Here is a 23,514-nt window from a genome sequence, read left to right on the forward strand (position 1 = left end):
GCGGTCACGATGTCGACTGGAAGGCCGTGCTGCCCGGACGAAACCGGGTGGACCTGCCGACCTACGCCTTCCAACACCAGAACTACTGGCTCACCCCGGTCGAACGTACCCCGGGCGGCGACGCGTTCTGGTCGCTGGTCGAGAAGTCCGACGTGGACGGGCTCGCCGGGGAACTGGCCCTCGGCACCGACGACCTCGTCGACGTGGTCCCCGCCCTCAACCGCTGGTGGCGCGGACGCGGCGAACGCCGTCGTCTGGACTCCTGGCGCTATCGCGTCTCCTGGAAGCCCCTTGAGATCGATCGCACCGCGCTGCTCACCGGAAACTGGCTGTGCGTGGTCCCGGCCGACGGTGAGCCGTCGGTCGTCGGCCTGGTCGACGCGCTGGCCGAACACGGCTCGGTCGACGTGGTCGAATGGCCTGCGGATCCGGCTGTGCTGAGCGCGCGTACGGATGTCACCGGCGTGCTCTCCCTGCTGACCGACGTGCCGGAGGCGCTCACGGCTCTGCAGGCGTCGATGGGCGCGGACGCCCCGCCGTTCTGGGCGGTGACCGGCGGGGGCGTGTCGACCGCACCGGACGAAGGGATTTCGCTCGGCCAGGCGCGGCTGTGGGGACTCGGGCAGGTCGCGGGCCTGGAGTGGCCCGCGAGCTGGGGAGGGCTGATCGACCTCGGCCCCGGCTGGGACGTCCCGGCCCTCCTCGGCGCCCTGTCGTCCGGGGAGGACCAAATCGCCGTCCGCCGAGAAGGCGTTCTGACCCGGCGACTCCTCCGCGCGCCCGCCGCCTCGGCCCGGACCTGGTCGCCGCGCGGCACGGTGCTGGTCACGGGTGGCACCGGCGGCATCGGCCGTCACCTCGCCCGGTGGCTGGCGGACAACGGCGCCGAGCGACTGGTGCTGCTGAGCCGCAGCGGGGACGCGGACGGGCTGGCTGAGCTGCCGGTGCCGGTGTCCGTGGTGGCGTGCGATGTGTCCGACCGTGACGCCCTGGCGGAGATCGTTGCCGAGGTGGCCGGCGACCTGCGGGCCGTGGTGCACGCGGCGGGGGTGGCGAGCTACCGGTCTCTCGCCGAGCTGACGGCGGACGAACTCGCCGACGTCGTCCGGGCCAAGGAGCTGGGAGCCCGCTGGCTGGACGAGCTGACCGCGGGCCTCGATCTCGACGCGTTCGTGTTGTTCTCCTCCGGCGCGGCGACCTGGGGCGGCGCGTCCCAAGGCGCGTACGCGGTCGGCAACGCGTACCTGGACGCCCTAGCGGTGGACCGCCGGACACGCGGACTGCCCGCCACCTCCCTCGCTTGGGGCGGCTGGGACGTGGGCATGAGCGCCGACATCGACGCCGGGACGCTCAGCCGCCGCGGCCTGCGCCTGATGGACCCGCAGCTGGCGCTCGCGGCGATGCGGCAGGCGATCGCGGACGACGAGACGAACCTGACCGTGGCGGACATGGACTGGGCCCGGTTCGCCGTCAACTACGCGGTCGCCCGCCGTAGGCCGCTGATCGAGGACATCCCCGAAGCCGCCCTCGCCGCGCCCGAGCCCGCCGGAGACGGCACCGCCGCCGAACTGCGCCGCGAGCTGGCCCCGCTGACGCCCGCGCGGCGCCGGGACCGGCTGACCGACCTCGTGCTCGGTGCGGTCGCCGGCGTGCTGCGGCTCGGCTCGCCGCGCGACGTACCGCTCGACAAGCCGTTCCAGTCGATCGGGTTCGACTCGCTGACGGCCGTCGAACTCCGAGGCGTACTCGTCGGCGCGACCGGCCTCGCCCTGCCCGCCACGCTCGTCTTCGACCACCCGGACCCGACCGCGCTCGCGGATCACCTGGCCGCCGAACTGTTCGGCCGGGACGCCGACCGGGCCGAGCGGGTGGGGACGGCGACGGCCGACCCGATCGCGATCGTCGGCATGGCCTGCCGGTACCCGGGCGACATCACCGGCCCGGACGACCTGTGGGACCTCGTGCGCGAAGGCCGTGACGCCGTCGGCCCGGTCCCGGCCGACCGAGGCTGGCACGCGTGGCCGGACACGGACGTCGCCGCGGGCGGCTTCCTCACCGACGCGGCGGGGTTCGACGCGGAGTTCTTCGGCATCTCCCCGCGCGAGGCGCTGGCGACGGACCCGCAGCAGCGGCTGCTGCTGGAATCGGCGTGGGAGGCGTTCGAGTCCGCCGGCGTCGACCCGTCGTCGCTGCGGGGCAGCAGCACCGGCGTGTTCATCGGCGGCTCGGTGCAGGAATACGCCACGCTGCTCGTGAACTCCCCGGAGGCCACGAGCGGCTACACCGCGACCGGCGCGTCGTCGAGCGTCATGTCCGGGCGCATCTCCTACGTACTCGGCGTCGAAGGCCCGGCGGTCACCGTGGACACCGCGTGTTCGTCGTCGTTGGTGGCCCTGCACCTCGCGGCGAGGGCGCTGCGCGGCGGCGAATGCGATCTCGCGGTGGCCGGCGGGGTGACGGTCATGGTCACCCCGGGCACCTTCGCCGAGTTCGGCCGCCAGGGCGCTGTCGCGGTGGACGGGCGGTGCAAGGCGTTCGGGGCCGACGCGGACGGCACCGGCTGGGCCGAGGGCGTCGGCATGCTCGTCGTCGAACGGCTCTCCGACGCACAGCGCCACGGCCACGACGTACTGGCCGTGCTGACCGGCTCCGCGATCAACTCCGACGGTGCGTCCAACGGTCTGACCGCCCCCAGCGGCCCGGCGCAGCAGCGTGTCATCGGCGCGGCACTGGCCGACGCCGGCCTGCGACCGTCCGACGTGGACGTGGTGGAGGCGCACGGCACGGGCACAGCGCTGGGCGACCCGATCGAGGCGCAGGCGGTGCTGGCGACCTACGGCCAGGACCGTGTGGAACCGGTCTACCTCGGGTCGGTCAAGTCCAACATCGGCCACTCCCAGCACGCGGCGGGCGTCGCGTCGGTGATCAAGATGGTGCAGGCATTGCGCCACGGCGAACTGCCGGCCACGCTGCACGCGGCGGAGCCGAGCCCGAAGGTCGACTGGACCGCCGGTGCGGTGGAACTGCTGACAGCGCCCCGCCCCTGGCCGGTGACGGGCCGCCCCCGCCGCGCGGGCGTCTCGGGCTTCGGCATGAGCGGTACGAACGCGCACCTGATCCTGGAACAGGCACCCGCCACCGAGGACGTCGTCGCGCCCAGGCAGAATGCCGGTGCCGGACAACCGGCGACGGAAGCGGGCAAGCCGTTGGCGTTCGTGTTTTCCGGGCACACCCCCGCCGCGCTCTGCGGGCAGGCAGCGGCGCTCGCCGCGCACCTCGACAGCGCCGCCCCCGACCTCACCGACCTCGCGCACTCCCTCGTCACCACCCGCGCCGCACTCCCGCACCGGGCCGTCGTCGTCGCGGAGGACCGGGACGACCTCGTCGCCGGGCTGCGCGCGGTCGCCGACGGGCAGCCACGGCCGGGCATCGTACGCGGCGGGAAGGCCGGTCGGGGCCGGGTCGCCTTTGTCTTCCCCGGCCAAGGCGCCCAATGGGCGGGCATGGGCCGCGAACTGTGGGAGACCTCCGAGGTCTTCGCCGACTGGATGGAACGGTGCGAAACCGCGCTTGCCCCCCACGTCGGCTGGTCGTTGCGCGAGGCCGTCGACCGGGGTGACTGGACCGACGTCGATGTCGTACAGCCCGCCTCGTGGGCCGTGATGGTATCGCTCGCCCAGGTGTGGCGGGCCGCCGGAGTCGAGCCCGACGCCGTGCTCGGGCACTCGCAGGGCGAGATCGCCGCCGCTGTCGTGGCCGGTGCGCTCTCGCTCGACGAGGGTGCGCGCGTGGTGAGCGTGCGCAGCAAGCTGATCGGCTCGCACCTCTCCGGGCGCGGCGGACTCGCCTCGGTCTCCCTGGGCGAGTCGGACCTGCTGCGGCGGCTGGACGGCGGCCTCTCGATCGCGGCCGTGAACAGTCCCGAGCTGTGCGTCGTCGCCGGACCGCCCGAGGCCCTCGACGAGCTGCTGCTCGCCTGCGAGGCCGACGGTATCCGGGCGCGCCGTATCCCCGTCGACTACGCCTCGCACTCCGCCTACGTCGAAGCGCTCGCCGGGCCGCTGGTCGAGCAGCTCGCCGGGCTCGCACCGACCGCCTCGGCCGTACCCTTCCACTCGACCCTGACCTCCGGCCTCCTCGACACCACCGAGCTGGGCGCCGACTACTGGTACCGCAACCTGCGGTCGCCGGTCCTCTTCGCCCCCGTGACCGAGCGACTGCTCAACGACGGCTTCACCGTGTTCGCCGAGATGAGCAGCCACCCCGTGCTGGCGATGGCCGTGCGGGAGACCGCCGACGCCGTCGCCGCGGACGTCGCCACCGTCGGCACCCTGCGCCGCGACGACGGAGGCCTCGACCGGCTCCTCACCTCCTTCGCGGAGGCATACGTCCAGGGAGTCCCGGTCGACTGGGCCGAAGTCCTGCCGCGGGGCCGCCGCACACCGTTGCCCACCTACGCCTTCCAGCACACGCGCTACTGGCTCCCGGCCCACGCGCCGGTCGCCGTCGGCGGAGACCCGCGCGACGACGCCTTCTGGTCAGCCGTCCAGGACGCCGACCTCGCCACGCTCACCACCCAGCTGAACGTCGACGCGGACGCCCGCTTCTCCGACCTCGTGCCCGCGTTGGCCCGCTGGCGCCAGGAGTCGCGGCTCGGCACCTGGCGCTACCGGCTGACGTGGAAACCGGTAGCGCCGGGTCCCGGCCGGGCGCTCACCGGCCGCTGGCTGAGCGTCGAACCGGCCGGCGACGTCGCCGCAGAGGTCCGCGCCGCGCTCACCGCCGCAGGGGTCGAGGTCATCCCGTTCGCGGTACCCGCCGACGCCGACCCGGCGTGGCTGCGGAACGAACTCGCCGCCGTCGGGGACCTCGACGGCATCGTCTCCTCCCTCGGCCTCGACAGCACCCCGCACCCGGAGCACCCCGAGCTGACCGCCGGGCTCGCCGGCACCGCACGGCTGCTGCGCGCCCTGACCGAAGCGGGGGTGACGGCCCCGCGCCGGCTGCTGACCACCGAGGTCGACGTCCGCGCGGACCAGGCCCAGGTGCGGGCCGTGGCCCAGATCGCCGGCCTTGAAGAACCGGCGAGCTGGGGCGGTCTGATCGACCTCGCGCCCGGCTGGACCGGCACCGACCTCGCCGCCGCGCTGACCTCCGACGAGGACCAGCTACGCCTCACGGCAACCGGTCCGCTGGCCCGCCGCCTCGTCCGGGCCCCCGAAGGGCCGGTCACCCGGCCCTGGAAGCCACGCGGCACGGTGCTCATCACCGGCGGCACCGGAGGCATCGGAGGCCACCTCGCCCGCTGGGTCACCGACCAGGGCGCGTCACACGTGCTCCTGGTCAGCCGACGCGGCGCGGAGGCCCCCGGCGCGGAAGCGCTCCGGGACGAACTGCGGGCCGGAGGCGTCGAGGTCGGCTTCGCCGGCTGCGACGTCGCCGACCGGGACGCCCTGGCCGCTGTGCTCGCGGAGATCCCGGCCGCACACCCGCTGACCGCCGTACTGCACGCCGCCGGCGTCGGCGACTACCGCGAGGTGCGCGAGCTGGACGTCGCCGAGATCGCCCACGCCGCCCGAGGGAAGGTGCTCGGCGCCCGCCATCTCGACGCGCTGACCGCCGGGTGCGACCTGGACGCGTTCGTCCTGTTCTCCTCGGGCGCGGCGGTCTGGGGCAGCGCGGGCAACGCCGCCTACGCGGCCGCGAACGCCGCCCTGGACGCGCTCGCTGCCGATCGCCGTGGGCGTGGCCTGCCGGCCGTCTCGGTGTCGTGGGGCGCCTGGGGCTCCGGCGGCATGCTGGCCGACCACGCGGAGATGGGGGAGCGGCTGGCCCGGCTCGGCGTACGGCCGATGGACCCCGCCTCGGCCCTGACCGTCCTGCGGCAGGCCGTCGAGCGGGAGGAGACGATGCTCACCGTCGCCGACATCGACTGGGCCCGCTTCGCGCCCAGCTACGCGATGGCGCGGCGCCGGCCGCTGATCGAGGACATCCCCGAAGCGAGGGCGGCGCTGGACGCCGACGCCGGGGACGAGCCCGCAGCGGCCGCCACCGATCTGCGGGAGCGGCTGGTCGGCCTCACCGGGTTCGAACGCGCCGCGGCCGTGCTGGACATCGTGCGCGGGGAAGTCGCGGCGGTGCTCGGCCACAGCGGCCCGGACACGATGACCGACGACCGGCCGTTCCAGGAGCTGGGGTTCGACTCGCTGACCTCGATGGAGCTCCGCAACCGGCTCAACACGGCGACCGGTCTGCGGCTGCGGGCAACGCTCGTGTTCGACTTCCCGACCGCGGCCGAACTCGCCGACCACATCGAAGGGGCTCTCGCCCCCGAACCGGGCCTGGAACCGGGGGAGTTGACCGATGCCGAGGGCGTCGCCCGAGAACTGGACCGGATCGAACGCGCACTGCCGCTGCTCGACGCCGCCGAAGGCGGGCCGATCGGCGACCGGCTCCGCGAGCTGCTCGCCGTGGTGACCGGGGCGGGCGGCATCACGGCCACCGAATTCGACTCGACCACCGACGACGAGCTGTTCGACATCATCGACCGGGACCTCGGCGTCTCGTGAGGCGGAGTGACCACACCATGACCGAGGAAGACAAGATCCGCACGTACCTGCGCCGGGTGACCGCCGAGCTGCAGCAGACGCGCACCCGCCTCCAGGAGGAGAAGGCCCGGGCGACCGAACCGCTGGCGATCATCGGGATGGGAGCGCGCTTCCCCGGTGGAGCCGACACCCCGGAGAAGCTGTGGCAGCTCGTCGCCGACGGCGTCGACGCGATCGGCGGATTCCCGCGCGACCGCGGCTGGGACCTCGCCTCGCTCCACGACCCCGACCCGGACGCGCCCGGCAAGACCTACACGGACCAGGGTGCCTTCCTGACCGACGCCGGCGACTTCGACCCCGCGCCGTTCGGTATCTCGCCGCGCGAAGCCATGTCGATGGACCCGCAGCAGCGGTTGCTGCTCGAAACCTCCTGGGAGGCGGTGGAGAACGCCGGCATCGACCCGCTCTCACTGCGCGGGACCAGCACCGGCGTGTTCGTCGGCGGCAACGCCATCGAACACACCACGCTGCTGATGAACTCCCCGCGCGACCAGGGCTACGCGCTGACCGGCGGCTCCGGCAGCGTGCTGTCCGGCCGGGTGTCCTACACCCTCGGTCTCGCCGGGCCCGCGGTCACCGTGGACACCGCGTGCTCCTCGTCACTGGTGGCCCTGCACCTGGCCGCGCAGGCGCTGCGGCAGGGCGACTGCAGCATGGCCCTGGCCGCCGGCACCGGCATCCTCGCCACGCCCGCGGCGTTCGTCACCCTTTCGCGTCAGCACGGGCTCGCCGTCGACGGCCGCAGCAAGGCGTTCTCCGCCGGAGCGGACGGAATCGGCTGGGGCGAGGGGGTCGGCGTCCTGCTCGTCGAACGACTCTCCGACGCCACGCGCAACGGGCATCCGGTGCTGGCCGTGCTGCGCGGCAGCGCCATCAACCAGGACGGCGCGTCCAACGGCCTGTCCGCCCCGCACGGCCCGGCCCAGGAAGCGGTGATCCGCGCCGCACTGGCCAACGCCGGCCTGCGCCCCTCCGATGTGGACCTCGTCGAGGCGCACGGCACCGGCACCCCGCTGGGCGACCCGATCGAGGCGCAGGCGCTGCTGGCGACCTATGGTCAGAACCGTGCCGAGTCGGCCTGGCTGGGCTCGCTCAAGACCAACATCGGCCACACCCAGGTCGTCTCCGGCGTCGCCGGGGTGATCAAGGTCGTCCACGCGATCCGGAACGCGGTGCTGCCCAAGACGCTGAACGTCGGCGAGCCCACCCCGAAGGTCGACTGGTCGGCCGGCAACGTGCGGCTGCTCACCGAGGCCCGGCCCTGGCCGGGCCACGGCCGCCCCCGGCGGGCCGCCGTCTCCTCTTTCGGCATCAGCGGCACCAACGCGCACGTGATCATCGAGCAGGCCCCGGAGGAGGCCGAACCGGAACCGGGGCCCCGGCCGACGCCCGGCATCGTGCCGCTCGTGCTCTCGGGCGCGTCGGAGAAGGCGCTCGCGGGGCAGGCCCGGCGGCTGGCCGCGCACCTCGCCGCCGAGCCGGACATCGACCTCGCCGACGTCGGGTTCTCCCTGGCCACCTCGCGGGCCGCGCTCGAACACCGCGCCGTCATCGTCGGCGCGGGCCGGGACGACCTGCTCGCAGGGCTCCACGCGGTGGCCTCCGGCCGGCCGGACCCCCGCGTCGTCACGGCCGCGGCGGGCAAGCCGAAGGTCGCGTTCGTCTTCTCCGGCCAGGGCGCCCAGTGGGCCGGAATGGGCCGTGAGCTGTGGGACAGCTCACCGGTGTTCGCCGCATGGATGAGCCGCTGCGAAGAAGCACTGTCCCCGCACGTCGACTGGTCGCTGCGCGAAGTCGTGGAGCGCGGCGCGTTCGACCGCGTCGACGTGCTGCAGCCGGTGTCGTGGGCGGTCGCGGTGTCGCTCGCCGAGCTGTGGCGCTCCTACGGCGTCGAGCCGGGCGCGGTCGTCGGTCACTCGCAGGGTGAGGTCGCCGCCGCCGTCGTCGCCGGGGCGCTGTCCCTCGAGGACGGCGCGCTCATCGTGACGTTGAGGAGCGCGATCGTCGGTGAGCGCTTGATCGGCCGCGGCAACCTGGCGGCGGTCGCGCTGGGGCACGAGGAGGCCGAGCGCCGGATGCGGCCGTGGGCCGGGCAGCTTTCCATCGGCGCGCGCAACGGCCCGGCCGCGACGGTGGTGGCCGGCGGGTCCGCCGCGGTCGAGGAGTTCGTCGCCGCCTGTGTCGCCGACGGCATCCGGGCCCGGATGGTCCCCACCGGCTACGCCTCCCACAGCGCCCAGGTCGACGTCATGCGCGGCCCCATCCTCGACGGCCTGCGCGACATCAAGCCCTCCACCGCGGACATCGCGTTCTACTCCACCGTGACCGCCGACCGGTTCGACACGGCCGGCGCGGACGCCGAGTACTGGTTCCGCAACCTGCGCAGGCCCGTCGAGTTCGCGGCCACCACCGAGCTGATGATGACGCGCGGGTTCTCCGCGTTCGTCGAAGTCAGCCCACACCCCGTACTGGCCATGCCACTGCGGGAGGTGGGCGACGCGGCCGATCGCCCCGTCGTCGCCGTCGGCTCGCTGCGCCGTGACGAAGGCGGCCTCGACCGCTACTTCCGGTCTCTGGCCGAAGCGTTCGCCGCCGGGGTACCCGTGCGGTGGGCCGAAGTGTTCGACGGTGCCCGGCGCATTCCGCTGCCCACCTACGCCTTCGACCACCAGACGTTCTGGCTGACGCCCGAGCCCCCGCAGGTCGCCGAGGACCCACTAGCCGGCGCGTTCTGGCAGAAGGTGGAGAACGCCGACGTGGCAGGGCTCGCCGCCGAGCTGAGCCTGCCCGCCGAGGGCGCGCTCGACGAACTGGTGCCAGCGCTCGCCGCGTGGCGGCGGCGGGGCCGCGAGCTGTCGGAGATCGACGGGTGGAGCTACCGCGTGCAGTGGCGGCCGGTCCCGGCCGCGCCCGGAGCCGTGCTCGACGGCCGCTGGCTGGTGCTGCTCCCCGAGGACCCGGAGAACCCCTATGGCACGGCCGTGCTCGACGCGCTGGCCGGCACGGACCTGACCACCTTGACCGTGCCCGGCTCCGCCGACCGCGCGTCGCTCGCGGCCGAGCTGTCCCGCTTCGGCGACGTCACCGGCGTGCTCTCCCTGCTGGCGTTGCGCGAGGGCCCCGAGGCGGACCACGACGAGGTGCCCCGGTCGGCCACCGGCGTCCTGCTGACCGCGCAGGCACTCGCCGACGCCGGACTCGACGCGACGCTCTGGCTGCTCACCCGCAGAGCCACCGAAGCGGGCGAAGCGGCCCAGGCATGGGCGCTCGCACAGGTCGCGGGCCTGGAACGGCCGGACACCTGGGGCGGCATCGTCGACCTGCCCGCCGACTGGGACGGGCAGGGCCTCGTCACCGCGCTCACCTCGGACGAGGACCAGATCGCGCTGCGGGCCGACGGCGTCTTCGCCCGGCGGCTCGTACACGCGCCGCTGTCGCTCGCCCCGCCGTCCGGAACCTGGCAGCCGCGCGGCACGGTGCTCATCACCGGTGGTACCGGAGGCATCGGCGCGCACCTCGCCCGCTGGGCCGCCGTCCAGGGCGCCGAGCACCTCGTGCTCACCAGCCGCCGGGGCGATCGGGCGCCCGGTGTCGCCGAACTGGTCGCCGGACTGGGCGTGCCGGTCACCGTCGAAGCCTGCGACGTCGCCGACCGGGACGCCCTCGCCGCGGTGCTGGCCCGCATCCCCGAGGACCGGCCGCTGACCGCCGTCCTGCACACCGCCGGGACCACCCTCGGCTACCGCGAACTGGCTGAAACCACCGTCGCCGACCTCGCCGAGGTCGCCGGGGGCAAGGTCGCAGGGGCCCGGCACCTGGACGAGCTGACCGCCGGACTGGAACTGGACGCCTTCGTCCTGTTCTCCTCCGGCGCGGCCATGTGGGGCAGCGCAGGCAGCAGCGCCTACGCGTCCGCCAACGGGTTCCTCCACGGGCTCGCCGCGGAACGCCGCGCGCGGGGTCTGCCCGCGACCGCGATCGCCTGGGGCGCCTGGCAGGGCGGCGGCATGTCCACCGGGGACACCGCGGACGTGCTGGGCCGTATCGGCTTCGGCATGATGGCCCCGGAACCGGCGATCACCGCGCTGCGCCTGGCCGTCGAGCGGGACGAGACCCTGCTGGCCGTCGCCGACCTGGACTGGGACCGCTTCGCGCCCAGCTACGCGATGTCCCGCCGCCGCCCGCTGATCGCGGACATCCCCGAAGCCGTGCGGGCCCTCGACGGCGACGCCGAACCCGCGACCGAGACTTCGCTGCGGGACGGGCTCGCCGGGCTCGACGCGGTCAAGCGCCGCGAGCACCTGGCCGACCTCGTCCGCGCCGAGGCCGCCGCCGTGCTGCGGATCGGCTCGCCGCGCGACGTCGGCCTCACCAAGGCGTTCAAGGACATGGGCGTCGACTCGCTGATCGCGATGGAGCTGCGCAACCGGCTGCAGACCGCGTCCGGTCTGCGTCTGCCCGCGACGCTGCTGTTCGACCACCCCACCGTGCGGGAGCTGGCCGCCGAGCTGGACACCCGCCTCGGCGGCGTCCGGGCCGACTCGGTGCCGGTCACCGCGCCGGTCGCCGACACCACCGACCCGATCGTCATCGTCGGCATGGCGTGCCGGTTCCCCGGTGGGGTCACCGAACCGGACGACCTGTGGCGGTTGGTGGCCGAAGGCCGAGACGAGATGACGGGCTTCCCGGCCGACCGCGGCTGGGAGGCGATGACCGGTCAGAACGGGCTCACCTACACCGAACGCGGTGCGTTCCTCCATGACGCCGGGCTCTTCGACGCCGGGTTCTTCGAGGTGTCACCGCGCGAGGCGATGGCGATGGACCCCCAGCAGCGCGTGCTCCTGGAATCCTCATGGGAGGCGCTCGAGCGGACCGGCGTGGACCCGACATCGCTGCGGGGCAGCCGCACCGGCGTCTTCGTCGGCGGTACGACCCAGGAGTACAGCGCGCTCACCATGAACTCGGCGGCGGCACTCGGTGCCGGTTACGCGCTCACCGGCACGTCGGGCAGCGTGCTCTCGGGACGCGTTTCGTACGTCCTCGGTCTCGAAGGGCCCGCGGTCACCATCGACACGGCGTGCTCGTCGTCCCTGGTGTCCCTGCACCTGGCGGCGCAGTCACTGCGCAACGGCGAATGCGACCTGGCACTGGCCGGGGGTGTCACGGTCATGTCGACGCCCGGCGTCTTCGCCGAGTTCTCCCGGCAGGGCGGCCTCGCCGGGGACGGGCGTTGCAAGTCCTACGCCGAAGGGGCCGACGGCACCGGCTGGGGCGAAGGCGTGGGAATCGTCGTCGTGGAACGGCTTTCGGATGCCCGGCGCAACGGCCACGACGTGCTCGCCGTGGTGCGCGGCTCGGCGATCAACCAGGACGGGGCCTCCAACGGCCTCACCGCGCCGAACGGCCCGTCCCAGCAGCGGGTGATCCAGGCCGCGCTGGCGACGGCCGGTCTCGCACCGTCCGATGTGGACGTCATCGAGGGGCACGGCACCGGCACCGCGCTGGGCGACCCGATCGAGGCCCAGGCGCTGCTGGCGACCTACGGTCAGGACCGGGAGATCGCCGCCTACCTGGGCTCGGTGAAGTCCAACATCGGCCACACCCAGTACGCGGCCGGGGTGGCCGGGGTGATCAAGATGGTGCTGGCGCTGCGCGAAGGCGTCGTTCCGGCGACGCTGCACGCCGGGCAGCCGACCTCGCAGGTGGAGTGGTCCGCCGGAGCCGTGGAAGTCGTCGCGGAACAACGGCGATGGCCAGAGACCGGCCGGGTGCGCCGGGCGGGCGTGTCGTCCTTCGGGATGAGCGGCACCAACGCGCACGTGATCCTCGAAGCGCCGCAGGAGCCTCCGGTCCCCACGGCCGCCGGAGAGACGGCCGGGCCGGTGCCGCTGGTCGTCTCCGGCCGCAGCCCGGCCGCGGTGCAGGCCCAGGTCGAGCGGCTCACGGAGTTTCTCGACGCGCACCCCGAACTGGTGCCGGCCGACGTCGCCTGGTCGCTGGTGTCGTCGCGGGCACGCCTGGAGCACGGCGCCGTCGTACGCGCGGACGACCGGTCGGCCACCGTCGAAAGCGCGGTCGAGGGCGGTCTGGGCTGGCTGTTCGCCGGCCAGGGCGCTCAGCGGCTCGGGATGGGCGCCGAGCTGTACGAGGAGTACCCCGCCTTCGCCGAGGCGTGGGACGAGGTCGTGGCCCAGTGGCCGCCCTCGGTGCTCGACGCCTGGGGTCTGGTCGAGGTCGCCCAGGGCCTCGAAGGCGGACCGGCTTCGCCGACGGGTGACACCGATCAGACCGGGCTCGCCCAACTGCTGCTGTTCGCGTTCGAGCTCTCTCTCGCGCGGCTCCTGATGTCCTGGGGCGTGCGGCCCGAGGCCGTCGTGGGCCACTCGATCGGTGAGCTGGCCGCCGCGTGCGTGGCCGGCCTGTGGTCGGTGCCGGACGCTGCCCGGGTCGTGGTGGCCCGGGCCGGGCTGATGCAGGCCCTGCCCGCCGGCGGCGTCATGTGGACGGTCGGCATGAGCGAGGCCGATGTCGCCGATCTTCTCGGGGACGAGGTCGCCGTGGCGGCGGTCAACGGCGCTCGCTCGATCGTGCTGTCCGGGGCGGCCGAGCCGGTCTCCGCCGCCGTGGACGCCTTGCGGGAGCGGGGCGTATGGGTGCGGCGGCTGCGGGTCTCGCACGCGTTCCACTCGCCGTTGATGACACCGATGCTGGAGCGGTTCCGCGCGGTCGTCGAGTCGGTGACCTACCGGGAACCCGAGATCCCGCTGATCGCCACCGGCGGCGGCCGGACGGATGCCACCGACCCGGACTACTGGGTGGCACAGGTGACCGGCACGGTCCGGTTCGCCGACGCCGTCTCCGAGGGCCCGGGCTCGTGGCTGGAGATCGGCCCGGCCCCGGTGCTGAGCACGATGGCCGACCACGGCCTCGCCGCCGTGCGCGGGCCGGAGACCGAGGTCGCCGACGTACGGGAAACCCTCGGGCGCCTGTGGCTGCGCGGGCACGACGTCGACTGGGCAGCCGTGCTGCCGGGCCGCCGCCGGGTCGCGCTGCCCACCTACGCCTTCCAGCACCAGCACTACTGGCTCGACGCGCCGGTGTCGGCGGCCACGCCGCCCGGCATGGCCGCCGTGGCGCACCCGCTGCTCCCGGCGTCACTCTCGCTCGCGGACGACGGCGCGGTCGTGCTCACCGGCCGCCTCGACCCCGTCGCGCAACCGTGGCTGGCCGAGCACGTGTTGGCGCAGACACCGCTGCTGCCCGGGACGGCCTTCGTCGAACTGGCCCTGCTGGCAGCGCTGCACACCGAGTGCGACACCGTCCTCGACCTGACCCTGCCGACCCCGCTGGTGCTCGCGTCGGCGGTGGACGTGCAGGTCGCCGTGGCCGCCCCGGACGAGCGCGGGCAGCGGGCGGTCACCGTCCGCTGCCGCGCGGCAGGCGACTCCTGGACGCTCCACGCCTCGGGCACCCTGGGCGTCGCGCAGGACGGCGCGGCGAGCACCGGAGCCGAGTCGTGGCCGCCCCGGGACGCCGAGGAGATCGCCCTCGACACGTTCTACGCGGACATCGCCACGGGCGGCGTCGACTACGGCCCGAGTTTCCAGGGCCTGCGCCGGCTGTGGCGGCGCAAGGGCGACCTCTTCGCGGAGGTCGACCTCGGCGACCAGCTGGGCGGTGAAGGGTTCGGCGTGCACCCGGCCGTTTTCGACGCGGCCCTGCAACCGCTCGGGCTCGGCCTGCTCGGCGGCGGCGAACCCGACCGCGAGGCGGTACCCGCCGGGCTGCCGTTCGTATGGACCGGCGTCCGGCTGCACCGTACCGACGCGACATACCTGCGGGCGCGGATCAGCCCGGTCGGCCGCGACGGCGCTTCCCTCGTACTGACCGACGGCGACGGCGACCTCGTCCTGTCCGTCGACTCGGTGGTGCTGCGCGCCCCGGCGCCCACCCGGACCACCCAGCCGCTGTACCGCGTGGACTGGCCGGTCGCCGCTGTCGCCGGCCCGGCACCGGCGCGTGTGGCGATCGCCGGCGATGATCCCTGGCGGCTCGGCGACCGGCTGCGGGACGGCGGACCGGACGTCACCACCACCGGTGACGCCACCGTGGAGGTCCTGGTGGTCAGCTGCGCCGGGGGACCCGGGCCGGTGGCGGAGGGCGCGCACGCGGCCACCCGCCGCATGCTGGACCTCCTCCGACGGCGCATCGACGAGGGCGTATCCACACGGCTGGTGGTGGTGACCGCAGGGGCGGTCGCGGTCGGGTACGAGGACGTGCCCGATCTGACGGCCGCACCGGTGTGGGGGCTCGTCCGCTCGGCCCAGAACGAGAACCCCGGCCTGGTGTCCCTGGTGGACATCGACGGCAGCGAGGCGTCGTTCGCCGCGCTGCCCACGGCGCTCGGCTCGGCCGAACCACAGCTCGCGTTGCGCAACGGTGTCGCGCACGCGCCGCGACTGGCCCGTCTCGGCCGGGTGACCGACGGTCCGGCGGCGGAGTTCGACGCGGCCCGTACGGTCCTGCTGACCGGCGCGGGCGGCGCGTTGTCCGGCCTGCTCGCCCGGCACCTCGTCCAGTGGCACGGTGTGCGGCACCTGCTGCTGGCCGGACGCCGCGGACCGGCCGCACCCGGCATCGACGAGCTGATCGACGAGCTGACCGCGCTCGGCGCCCGGGCACGGGTCGTGGCCTGCGACGTCGCCGACCGTACGGCGCTGGCGGACCTGCTGGCTTCGATCGACCCGGCGGCACCGCTCGGCGCGATCGTGCACACCGCGGGCGTGACACGCGACGGTCTGGTCGCGACGATGAAGGACGACCAACTCGCCGAGGTGCTGCGGCCGAAGATCGACGCGGCGTGGGCGCTGCACGAGCTGACGGCGGACCTCGACCTCTCCGCGTTCGTGTTGTTCTCCTCGGCGGCTGGTGTGCTCGGCAGCGCCGGGCAGGGCAACTACGCGGCGGCCAACGCCTTCCTGGACGCGCTGGCGTCCCGGCGTCGGGCGGAGGGGCGACGGGGACTGTCGCTGGCGTGGGGCTGGTGGGACGTCGAATCGGGCATGGCCGCCGCGCTCGGCGAGCAGGACCGCGGACGGATGCGCCAGAGCGGTCTTCTGCCCTTCGACGCGGCGCGCGGGCTGGCGGCGTTCGACAGCGCGTGCGCGGGGGCCGAGCCGATGCTGGTCCCGATCCGGCTCGACACCACCGGTGCGGGCGACCGGGCACCGTCGGTGCTGCGTGCGCCGGCGCGGGCGAAGCCCCGGCCGGCCAAGGCACGTACCGAACTGCGCGAACTGCCGCACGAGGAGCGCCGGGAGGCGTTGGCGACGCTGGTGCGCGCGGAGGTCGCGCGGGTGCTCGGCCACGACGGCGTCGAAGAGATCGGCCCCCGGACCTTCCCCGAACTCGGCTTCGACTCCCTGACGTCGGTCGAACTGCGCAACAGGCTCGCCGAAGCCACCGGCCTGCGGCTGGCGCCGACGGTGGTGTTCGACCACCCGACGGTCGGTGCCCTGGTGGCGGCGCTGGAGGCGGACCTCGGCGACGCGAAGTCGGAGACGCCCGGACCCGCGCGGGAGACGGCCGTGGCCGACAGCGTGGAGGTGCTCTACCGCGAGGCGTGCGAGACGGGCCGGTACGACGTCGCGGCGAAGCTGCTGAAGATATCGGCGGACCTGCGCCCGGTCTTCACGGCGGCCGAGGAGGACGTGCCCGGCCCGGTCCCGGTGCGGCTGACGTCCGGTTCGGCGTACCCGCCGATCATCGGCATCCCGTCGACGTCGGTGTGGTCGACCGACCAGGAGTTCATGAGCCTGGTGGGCGCGCTGCGCGGGCAACGCGACATGTGGTCGCTGATGGTGCCGGGCTTCGTCGGCGGGGAGCGCGTCGCCGTGGACGTGGACGCGCTCACCGGCTACCTGGCGGCACGGATCGTCGAGCACGCGGGCGGCGAGCCGTTCGTGCTGGCGGGCCGCTCATCGGGCGGTTCGGTGGCCCACGCGGTGGCGCGCCGCCTGGAGGAGATGGGCCACGGCCCGGCCGCGGTGGTCCTGCTGGACACCTACCTCAGCGGCACCCCGCAGACGGCCTACATCATGCCGGTGATGGAGCAGCGGTCGCTGGAGCTGGAGAAGGATTTCGGCCGGATGAGCGGCGTCCGCCTGACGGCGATGGCGGCGTACTTCTCGATGTTCGAGACGTGGCAGCCAGAGGAGCTGGCCGCGCCGACACTCCTGGTCCGGGCGAGCGAATGCTTCGGCCTGGAACCGGGGGAGCAGGCACCGCCGGCGGAGGAGTGGCAGACGCAGTGGCCGATCCCGCTCGAAACGCTGGACGTCCCGGGCCACCACTACAGCATGATCGAGCAGCACGCGGACGAGACGGCGTCGGCGGTCCACGCGTGGTTGCTGAAGCAGTAGCAGAAGTGGTGACGTGAGACCGGCCCGGCCCCAGGGGGCCGGGCCGGTCTCGTTCGGGCCGCAGCCCGGATCACCCGCCCGAGCGGTCGGACGCGGGAGCTGGTTCTGGGCCCCCGCCGGACAGACAGTCCCTGGGCCCCGCGGTACGGGGGACGAGCATGATCAGCGGTACCGCCGCGCCGGAAGGTGTGGGCCCGCGGTGCCACTCGTGGGTCCGTCACCGGAGCGGGCGCCACCGGTAGGGGGCGTCCGCTCCGGTCGTCCCGGATGCCGTGCCTACGGCTGTTCCCCCGCGGACATGGCCATACGGATCAGGTCGGCGGCGTTCATGCTGGAGATGTCCGCCCCCGGGGCCGCCGGTTCCTCGGCCCGGCCGGTGACCGACCGGCCCAGCTCGACCAGCGCGTCAAGCAGCCCGGCCGCCCGGAGGCGGGCCACCGGGATCGTTCGCAGCAGCTCGCGGACCTCTTCGTCCGGGTCCGCCGGGCGGGCCACCGCGTCCGCCGGGACCAGCTCGGCCGCCAGGAACTCGGCCAGGGCCGTCGGGGTCGGGTAGTCGAACGCCAGCGTCGCCGGCAACCGGAGCTTGGTGGCCGCGCCGAGGCGGTTGCGCAGCTCCACCGCCGTCAACGAGTCGAACCCCAGCTCACGGAACGAGCGGTCCAGGGCGATCTGGTCGGCGCTGTCGTGTCCGAGCACCGCCGCCACCTGCGCGCGCACCAGCGCGACCAGGTGCTCCCGGCGCTCCGCCGCGGGCAGCGCCGCCAGCCGGTCGTCCTGGGAATCCCCCGGGACAGCCGGTACCGCCACCCGCCGCCGTGGCGCACGCACCAGGTCACGCAGGAGTGGTACGACCTCGCCCCTGCGGCTCAGGTCGAGCCTGGCCGGGACGAGCACCGGTCGCGCCGCTCGCCACGACCGGTCGAACGACGCCAGCGCTTCGTCCGTGGCCAGGCCGGGCCCCGAGACCGAGGTCGTCATCGCGCTGCGCTCCTGCCACAGCCCCCACGCCAGCGATGTCGCGGGCAGTCCGCGCGCGTGCCGGTGCTGGGCCAGACCGTCCAGGTACGCGTTGGCCGCCGCGTAGCTGCCCTGCCCGGGGTTGCCGAACGTCGCCGCCGCTGAGGAGAACAGCACGAACAGCCGTAGGTCGAGGTGGTCGGTCAAGCGGTGCAGGTGCCACGCACCGTCCACCTTGGGCTTCAGCACGGCCGTCAGCCGGTCCGGGTCCTGGGCCTCTACGATGCCGTCGTCCAGGACGCCCGCCGCGTGGACGACGCCCACGAGCCGGTGCCTGCTCGTGATGTCGTCGATGGCCGCGCCGAGCGCCCGCTCGTCGGAGACGTCGCACGCCAGCACCGTGACGTTGCCCGGCAGCCCGGCCAGCTCCTCGGGCACCGGGCCGCCGCGGCGGCTCAGCAGCGTCACGTGGCGCAGCCCGGAACCGGTGATCAGATGCCGGGCCAGCAGCGTGGCCAGGGTGCCGGTGCCGCCGGTGAGCAGGACCGTCTCGTCGTCGGCGAACGTGTGGTCCATGCGCAGCACGATCTTGCCCACCACCCCGGCCTGGCTGAGCACACGGAACGCCTCCGGCGCCTCGCGCACGTCCCGGACCGTGACCGGAGGCGGCGTCAGCGCGCCGGACTCGAACAGCTCCACCAGCGTGGCCAGCATCTCCGCGATCCGGTCCCCGCCCACCTCGGCCAGGTCGAACCGCTGGTACGCCACACCCGGGTGAGCGGCCGCGACCTCGGCGGCGTCGCGCGGGTCGGCCTTGCCCATCTCGACGAACCGGCCGCCGCCGGGCAGCAGCCGCAGCGACGCGTCCAGCAGGTCACCGGTCAGGGAGTTGAGCACGACGTCGACGCCGGGCGCGAACGCCGACTCGAAGTCCGCCGTCCGCGAGTGCGCGATGTGCGCCGGGCCGAGCCCGGCCTCCGCCAGGTGGGGATGCTTGGCCGGGCTCGCCGTACCGAAGACCTCCGCGCCGAGGTGCCGGGCGAGCTGGACGGCGGCGCCGCCGACCCCGCCCGCGGCCGCGTGCACCAGCACCTTCTCCCCGGCGCGCAGGCCGGCCAGGTCCACCAGGCTGTAGTACGCGGTGAGGAACACGATCGGCACCGCTGCGGCACGCTCGAACGACCACCCGCGCGGGATGCGCACGACCTGCCGGTGGTCGGCCACCGCGACCGGCCCGAACGCGCCGTCGAACATGCCCATCACCGCGTCCCCGGGCGCGAGCGTGGTCACGCCCGGGCCGGTCTCCACGACGACGCCCGCGCCTTCGCTCCCCAGGTTCGCCGCGCCGGGGTACATGTCCAGCGCGATGAGCACGTCGCGGAAGTTCAGCCCGGCCGCGCGCACCGCGATCCGGATCTCGCCCTCGGCCAACTCACGGGTGGCACCGGGCGCGGAGACCGCTGAGAGGTTGCCCAGCGTGCCGCGCGCGGTGGTGTCCAGCCGCCAGCCGCCGCCCTCCGGGACGGGCAGGGACGGCCCGGTGAAGCGGTGCAGCCGGCGCACATGGGCGCGCCCCGCCCGCACCGCGACCTCCGGCTCGCCGTCGGCCAGCAGGAGCGGGACGTCGGTGTCGTCGGTGTCGACGAGCACGATGCCGCCGGGGTTCTCGGCCTGCGCGCTGCGGATCAGCCCGGCGACGGTGGTGTGCGCGGGGTCGACCGGCTCGCCCGTGGTCACCGCGGTCGCGGACCGTGTGACGACGATCAGCGTGCGGCTGCCCGGGTCCTCGAGCCACGTCTGCACCTGCCGCAACGCCCACTGCGCCGCGTGGTGCGCGTCCGCCACCGGGTCGCCGCCGGGCTCCGGTGCGAACGCCACCACGGCGTCGTCGGGCACGGGCACCACGGCGGTGGCCGGGACCCAGTCCGGCTGGAAGACGCGGTCCGGGCCAGGCAGGTCGGACGCCGGGCGCAAAGTCACCCCGCCGATGCCGAGGACCGGGGTGCCCGAGTCGTCCTCGGCGATCAGCCGGGCCGAGCCGTTCGCGCCGCGGCTCAGCCGGACCCGGAGGGTCTGCGCGCCCGCGGAGTGCACCCGGACGTCGGTGAACTCGAACGGCACCGCCGCGTCGCCGTGCCCGTCGAGGAGAGCGAGGCCGTGCAACGCGCCGTCCAACAGCGCGGGATGCACCGCGTAGCGGGCGTCGGACCGGGCGCCGAGGACGATCTCGGCGAGCACGTCGTCGCCGTGCCGCCACGCCTGGCGCAGCCCCTGGAACGCCGGCCCGTACTCGAGTCCGCCCGTGCGCAGCCGCTCGTACAGCCCGCCGACGTCGATCGGCTCCGCGTCCGCGGGCGGCCAGGGCACCGTCGCCGAGGGCGCGGGCGACGTGTCGCGGGCGAGGACGCCGACCGCGTGGGACGTCCACGGCTCGCCCGCCCCGGCGGGGTCCGGGCGCGAGGACACGGTGATCGTGTGCTCGCCCCGCTCGTCCGCCGCGCCGACGGCGAGCTGCAGTCGCACCGCGCCGCTCTCGGGCAGAAGCACCGGCGCCTGCAGGGTCAGCTCCCGCACGGTGCCGCAGCCGAGCTGCCAGCCCGCCCAGCAGCCCAGTTCGAGCAGGGCCGTCCCGGGCAGCAGCACCCGGCCGGACACGGCGTGGTCGGCCAGCCAAGGCTGCGCCACGACCGAAAGCCGGGCCGTGGCGATCAGGCCGCCGTCGTCGGCGAGATCCAGCGAAGCGCCCAGCAGCGGGTGATCTGCGCTGTCGAGCCCGGCCGCGCGCACGTCACCGGGGCCCGGCCGCGCGTCGATCCAGAAGCGCTGGTGCTGGAACGGGTACGTCGGCAGGTCCGTCAACCGCCCCGCCGGCACCGGGAATTCGGTGGGCGTGCCTGTCACGTGCGCCTCTGCGAGGGACAACAGCGCCCGGCGCAGGTCTCCTTCGCCGCGACGCAGCGTACCGACCGCGCAGACGTCGGTCCCGGTGACGTCCGCGGTCTCGTGCACGGCCGAGGTGAGCACCGGGTGCGGGCTCGTCTCCACGAAGGTGTGGTGGTCGTCGGCCAGCAGCGTCCGCACGGCGTCGGCGAACCGCACAGGCTCCCGCAGGTTTCGGTACCAGTAGGCGGCGTCGGCCAGCGCGGTGTCCATCAGTTCCCCGGTGACCGTGGAGAAGAACGGCACCGTGGACGTGACCGGTTTGATTCCGGCGAGCAGCTCGCGCAGCTCGGCCTCGAGAACCTCGACGTGCGGGGAGTGCGACGCGTAGTCCACCGCGATCCGCCGGGCCCGGACATCCGTCTCGGCACAGTGGACGAGCAGCTCGTCCGCCGCGTCGGCGTCACCCGAGACGACCGTGCTGCGCGGGCCGTTGAGCCCGGCGATGCCGAGTCGGCCCGCCCACGGTTCCAGCAGCAGTTTGACCGTGTCCGCGTCGGCCGCGACGGAGATCATCGCGCCGGCCCCGGACAGCCTCGCCCGCACCAGCTTCGCACGCGTGACCATGATCAGCGCGCCGTCGGCGAGTGAAAGCCCGCCCGCCGCGCACATCGCGGCCACCTCGCCCTGGGAGTGCCCGACGACCGCGGCGGGCCGCACCCCGCAGGAGCGCCACCACGCCGCCAACGACACCATGACCGCCCACAGCGAGGGCTGCACGACATCGACCCGCGCCAGGAGAGGGTCGTCCGCCTCGCGGGCCAGCACGTCGGCCAGCGACCAGTCGACCAGTGGGTCGAGTGCCCGGGCGCATTCGCCGAGCGCCTCGGCGAACACCGGCGAGTCCGCAGCCAGCGCGCGGGCCATGCCCGCCCACTGTGAACCCTGGCCCGGGAAGACGAACACCACGCGGCCGTCGTGGCGCCGGCCGGTCACCACGGACGGATCGGGCGCGTCGGCGGCCAGCCGATCGAGGCGCGTGGCCAACTCGGCCACATCGGCGGCCACGACGACAGCCCGCTCCTCGAAGCGCGACCGGTGGTGCAGCAGGGAATGTGCGAGTTCGCCCAGCGGCACCTCCCGGTCGGTCACCCACGAACGGAGCCGCTTCGCCTGCTCGCGCAGCGCCGGAGCAGTACGGGCGGACAGGACGAACGGCAGCGGCCCGTCATGGTGGGTGGCCACCGGGGCCTCCGCCGCGGGCGCCTGCTCGAAGACGGCGTGGGCGTTGGTGCCGCTCACGCCGAAGGACGAGACCGCCGCGCGGCGCGGGCGGTCGACGTCCGGCCAGGGGACGGTTTCGGTCAGCAGCCGCACCGCGCCGGACGACCAGTCGACGTGCCGGCTCGGCTCGTCGATGTGCAGGGTCTTCGGCAGCACACCGTGGCGCAGGGCCATGACCACCTTGAGCACCCCCGCGATGCCCGCCGCGTACTGGGTATGGCCCACGTTGGACTTCACCGACCCCAGCCGGACCGGCTCGGTGCGGTCCCGGCCGTAGGTGGCGAGGATGGCCCGTGCCTCGATCGGGTCGCCGAGCGTGGTGCCGGTGCCGTGCCCCTCGAGGAGGTCGACGTCCGCACCGGTCAGCTCGCTCGCCGCCAGCACCTGCTGGATCAGTCGACGCTGGGACTGTCCGTTGGGCGCGGTCAGGCCGTTGGACGCACCGTCCTGGTTGATCCCGCTGCCGCGCAGGACGGCGAGCACCGGGTGCCCGAGCCGCTGGGCGTCGGACAGCCGTTCCGCCACGACGACCCCGACGCCCTCGCCCCAGCCGGTACCGTCGGCGGCCTCGGCGAACGCCTTGCAGCGGCCGTCGCCGGCCAGCCCGCCCTGCCGCGCGAACTCGCCGAACGGGGCGGGCGTCGACATCACCGTGACCCCGCCGACCAGCGCGAGGCTCGATTCACCCCGGCGCAGGGATTCCGCAGCCAGGTGCAGGGTCACCAGCGATGACGAGCACGCGGTGTCCACGGTGAGCGCCGGACCCTCCAGCCCGAGCACGTAGGCCACCCGGCCGGACAGCACGCTCGCCGACGTCCCGGTCAACATGTGGCCGTCCTGGGCGTGCTCGGACGCCGCGAGCAGAGCACCGAACTCCTGCGACGTGCCGCCGAAGAACACACCGGTGCGGCTGCCGCGCAGCGCCTGCGGATCGATGCCGGCCCGCTCCAGCGCCTCCCACGAGACTTCCAGCAGAAGCCGCTGCTGCGGATCGGTGGCCTGGGCCTCGCGCGGGGAGATGTTGAAGAATCCGGCGTCGAAGTCGCCCGGCGCGTCGAGGAACCCGCCGTGCGCGGTGCGAGTTGGGGCGTCCTCCCCGTAGACCTCGGCGGAGTCCCAGCCACGGTCGGCGGGGAAGGGCGAGAGCCCGTCCACGCCGTCGCACACCATGCGCCACAGATCGTCCGGGCTCGTGACACCGCCTGGGAACCGGCAGGCCAGCCCGACGATGGCGATCGGCTCGCGGGCCTTCGCCTCGGTTTCCTGGAGCTGCCGACGGAAACCGTGGGCGTCGGCGACGGCGCGGCGCAGATAGTCGCGCAGCTTGTCCTCTTCAGACATTCGGGTGGCTCCTCACTCGT

3 protein-coding genes are annotated in these 23,514 nt (G+C 74.3%); 2 read left to right on the forward strand and 1 reads right to left on the reverse strand.

What is annotated here, in order from left to right; all coding sequences use genetic code 11:
* Positions 1-26 precede the first annotated feature (26 nt).
* Complete coding sequence (locus tag ABT001_RS33125) at positions 27-6,569, forward strand: type I polyketide synthase (protein WP_351285121.1); 6,543 nt, start codon at positions 27-29, stop codon at positions 6,567-6,569.
* A gap of 17 nt (positions 6,570-6,586) precedes the next feature.
* Complete coding sequence (locus tag ABT001_RS33130) at positions 6,587-17,029, forward strand: type I polyketide synthase (RefSeq protein WP_351285122.1); 10,443 nt, start codon at positions 6,587-6,589, stop codon at positions 17,027-17,029.
* Between the two features lie 276 nt (positions 17,030-17,305).
* Here the strand turns inward: ABT001_RS33130 and ABT001_RS33135 are convergent, their stop codons facing one another.
* Complete coding sequence (locus tag ABT001_RS33135) at positions 17,306-23,494, reverse strand: SDR family NAD(P)-dependent oxidoreductase (RefSeq protein WP_351285124.1); 6,189 nt, start codon at positions 23,492-23,494, stop codon at positions 17,306-17,308.
* Positions 23,495-23,514 lie beyond the last annotated feature (20 nt).

Origin of the sequence: Streptomyces sp. NPDC002793 (assembly GCF_040295485.1) — a bacterium.
GTDB lineage: Bacteria > Actinomycetota > Actinomycetes > Streptomycetales > Streptomycetaceae > Streptomyces.